Below are 3,592 nucleotides of genomic sequence, written 5' to 3' on the forward strand. Positions count from 1 at the left end.
TTCCCAAAGGGGCCGCAGCCGGGGAACGCTACGATCCGAAACAGATGGCAGTACTCGACAGCGAGAAATCCGGGCTCATCGAAGGTTAGAAGTAAGATATGGCCGGTTCAGGGATGAATGTCTCAACGAAACGTTGCTCACGTCCCTGATGCATGCCTGCCAGATTCTGGCTGACTGGCGGGCAGACTACAATACGGTGCGCCCGCACATCCCCAACTGGATGGCAAACACCGGACCCGGTCGCCAGACAAGGGTCTCGAGGGCATGGCAGAACGGCATGATAATCTGGATAATGAAACCAGACGGAACTCACCAGATGTATGAATGATCTACGTAGCAGTCCCGTAGATTTTGAGGATGAATCTCCTGTAGCTTCCCGGTATGGGTTCTGAGCAGGGGCGTAAGAAAAAATGGTATATGCCCCGTTCCTGTATCATAGTCTGGACCTTCTCTGCCGTGACCATTTTGCCGACATTGTCATATCATGGTGCAGGTCAGGCTGACTGCCAGTCCGTTCCGGGCCGAAATCGCGCCAGGCGAACCCGTCGGCTTCGTCGTCTGGCGCGTGTCAGGACCCTGAAATGGCAAAGAACACTCATGTATTGCTCGGGGGCTGTGCTGATCGGGATTATTTCCGTGATCTTTGCCCATCTGGGGGATGCGGCGGCCGATCTGCGTTACCACATCGTCGCCCTGAATGCCTGGTCCATGCTTCTGATTGCACCGCTTGGACTGGTCGCCATTACCTGGTTGACGCGCGTGCTGTTCAATGGTGCCCAAGGCTCGGGTATCCCCCAGACAATTGCAACATTGCATATGCATAATTTCATGCTGGTGGACCGAATCCTGACATTGCGCATTGCGCTCGGCAAGATCCTGATGACATGCCTCGGTCTGATCTGCGGCGCCTCAATCGGTCGTGAAGGACCCAGCGTCCAGATCGGGGCGTCCATCATGCATGCGTTCTCGCGGGCCATGGGTCAGCATAATGACGTCACCCGACACGGTATGATCCTGGCGGGCGGAGCCGCCGGCATGGCTGCGGCCTTCAACACGCCCCTGGCCGGAGTTGTATTCGCCATTGAGGAACTCGCCCATTCCTTTGAACAGAAATCGTCAGGACGGACACTGACCGTCATCATCTTTTCCGGGATCACCGCGATTGCCCTGCTGGGGAATTATACCTATTTCGGTCGCACCAGTGCCTCCATCCCGGTTGGTGTCGCATGGTTGGCCGTTCTGGTGTGTGGTGTAAGCGGTGGGCTGGCAGGTGGCCTTTTTGCCCGCCTTGTCATCAGGCTGTCAAAAGGATTGCCTGGATCACTTCGTCCGTTTGCAGCACGTTTCCCTCTCGGGTTTGCTGCTCTATGCGGTCTGCTTCTGGCCCTGATCGGACTGGCATCCGATGGTGCAACCTATGGTACGGGCTATCTCCAGGCGCGGGGGATCGTGGATGGCAGCCTCCATTATCCCGCGTCCTTCTTTCTCCTGAAGTACCTTTCCATGCTCATCACCTTCTGTTCGGGGATACCCGGGGGCATGTTTGCACCATCTCTTGCCATTGGCGCCGGAATGGGCGGATGGATCGAGCAGTTCCTGCCCCATACATCTCCAGGCGCGGTCGTTCTGCTTGGGATGGCGGCATATTTCTGTGGCGTTGCCCAGTCCCCCCTCACGGCGACGATCATCGTAATGGAAGTATGCGATAACCAGCAGGTCACGCTGGCGCTTCTCGCGACTGCGTTTCTGGCGTTCGGGGTCTCGCGCACGGTCTGCCCGCATCCGCTCTATTCCGCCCTCGCCGCGGGGTTCATGGAGAAGACGGAACGGAAGGCAGGTCAGGAAAAAACACTTTCAAGGCAGGAAACTGATCCCTCCTGAACCGGGACCCGGGTTGCAGATGCAGTATTCCGAGCCAGAGAACCGTCAGTCAACGGAAGAAGACACGATGCTGCAGCAGGTGCCGAACCGGAAACCACCACCGGAACAGACCGGGAGTTCCTGCAGTCTGGTTTTCCTGGCATCAGCGTCAATCCTGATCGGGCTTGCGACCGGTGCAATCTGTGGGGTCTTCCGCCTGTTTCTTAAAGGGCTGGAAACCGCGCGAACGGATCTGGCTCTCCGGTTTCTGCATGGTTCTCCGTGGGAGGGTTGCTTTCTGGTCGTGGGGGTTGCCCTGGCGGCCCTTGTCGCAGTGGAAATGGTGCGCCGTTTTGCGCCGCTGGCATCAGGCAGCGGTATTCCCCATGTCGAGGCCGTGCTGTCGGGCGTCGCGGTCCCAGCGCCATGGGTGCTCATCCCGGTCAAGTTCATTGGTGGTCTGCTGGCGATTGGAAGTGGACTGGCCCTGGGACGCGAAGGGCCAAGCGTGCAGATGGGTGCCGCGGCAGCCAATACGATCGGACGACTGCTCTCTCTGGGGCAGGCGGACTGTCGCGCTCTCCTCGCCGCTGGCGCAGGAGCCGGTCTTGCAACGGCCTTCAATGCGCCTGCTGCAGGTGCCGTTTTTGTCCTGGAAGAACTGGTGGGACGGTTTGAAGCCAGAATGGTGTGTGCGGCACTCGGGGCGTCCATTTCAGCCATTCTGATCAGTCGTGGCATCCTGGGCGGCCAGCCTGATTTCATCGTGTTCCATCAGGTCCTGCCTGAAGCGATCGCGAAGCAGCTATTCTTTGTCATGACCGGTCTCATGACCGGTCTGCTGGCGGTTGGATATAACCGGACAATTCTTGCGGCACTGCGCCTTGCCGACCGTCTGCCTGTCAGCATACCCGTCAGGGCCGTTCTGATTGGTGGTCTGGCTGGACTTGTTGTGTGGCTTGATCCGCATCTGGCAGGTGGAGGGGACTGGATTACCCAGGCAGCGATAAATAATACGATAAGCTGGCGTATTATCCCTGCCCTGTTCGTTTTCCGGTTGATCTTCGGTGCGATTTCCTATGCTGCCGCAACACCAGGAGGACTATTTGCACCCATGCTTGCCCTGGGGGCACTGTCCGGATTGACCTGCAGCTTTGTGGCGCAGATACTGAGCCCGGATACAGCGCTGGCGACCACGCCATTTGTGATTGTCGGCATGGCCTCCATGTTTGCGGGATCCGTTCGATCGCCCTTGACGGGCATTATCCTCGTCATGGAAATGACCGGATCGTCCGATCTTGTATTGCCGCTTCTGTCTGGAAGCTTCGCGGCAATGGTAGTGGCAGGAGCGCTCGGCGATACACCGATCTACGAGGCGCTGAGGCTCAGGGCAGCAACCGGAAGACGCTGAAATTATCACCTTTTGGAATACCTGTTTCATAAGGAATCATTCAGACCGGGATGCGGATGACGGATAGAGCCTGCGGGCGACCCGTTCCATGGTCAATCCCTGCACGATAATGGTGAACACTACCACGCCGTAACAGACAGGCAGCAGCAGATTGCGCAATTCACCGGGTGGCAGTCCAAGCGCCAGCGAAACCGAGATGCCGCCACGCAGGCCGCCCCAGGTCAGGATACCCAGAACACGGCCACGCTCCCATTGCCGGAGATGAACCGGGAGGGTGGAAAACAGCACGCTCAATGCCCGCACGGCAATGGACAGCGGGAT

At 58.2% G+C, this 3,592-nt stretch carries 2 protein-coding genes and 2 pseudogenes; 3 read left to right on the forward strand and 1 reads right to left on the reverse strand.

What is annotated here, in order from left to right:
• Nucleotides 1-100: 100 nt before the first annotated feature.
• From B7449_RS23010 to B7449_RS17070, 3 genes and pseudogenes are all read left to right on the forward strand, one after another.
• Nucleotides 101-208: pseudogene (locus tag B7449_RS23010) on the forward strand (integrase core domain-containing protein); the annotation flags it as partial.
• 389 nt (nucleotides 209-597) lie between these two features.
• A complete protein-coding gene (locus B7449_RS17065; protein ID WP_019092385.1) occupies nucleotides 598-1,881 on the forward strand; it encodes a chloride channel protein in 1,284 nt (427 codons plus the stop codon).
• Between the two features lie 19 nt (nucleotides 1,882-1,900).
• The gene (locus B7449_RS17070; RefSeq protein ID WP_082084930.1) at nucleotides 1,901-3,271 is read left to right on the forward strand and encodes a ClC family H(+)/Cl(-) exchange transporter; all 1,371 of its coding nucleotides are present in this window, start codon (nucleotides 1,901-1,903) and stop codon (nucleotides 3,269-3,271) included.
• A 36-nt stretch (nucleotides 3,272-3,307) separates the two neighbouring features.
• Here the strand turns inward: B7449_RS17070 and B7449_RS17075 are convergent.
• A pseudogene (locus B7449_RS17075) lies at nucleotides 3,308-3,592 on the reverse strand (cation:proton antiporter); the annotation flags it as partial.

Source organism: Komagataeibacter intermedius TF2 (assembly GCF_000964425.1).
Lineage (GTDB): Bacteria > Pseudomonadota > Alphaproteobacteria > Acetobacterales > Acetobacteraceae > Komagataeibacter > Komagataeibacter intermedius.

What these genes read in the sequence shown, in the direction of transcription:
- B7449_RS17070 (WP_082084930.1), top strand. Translation starts at nt 1,901, where the DNA reads ATGCAGTATTCCGAGCCAGAGAACCGTCAGTCAACGGAAGAAGACACG.
- B7449_RS17065 (WP_019092385.1), top strand. Translation starts at nt 598, where the DNA reads ATGTATTGCTCGGGGGCTGTGCTGATCGGGATTATTTCCGTGATCTTT.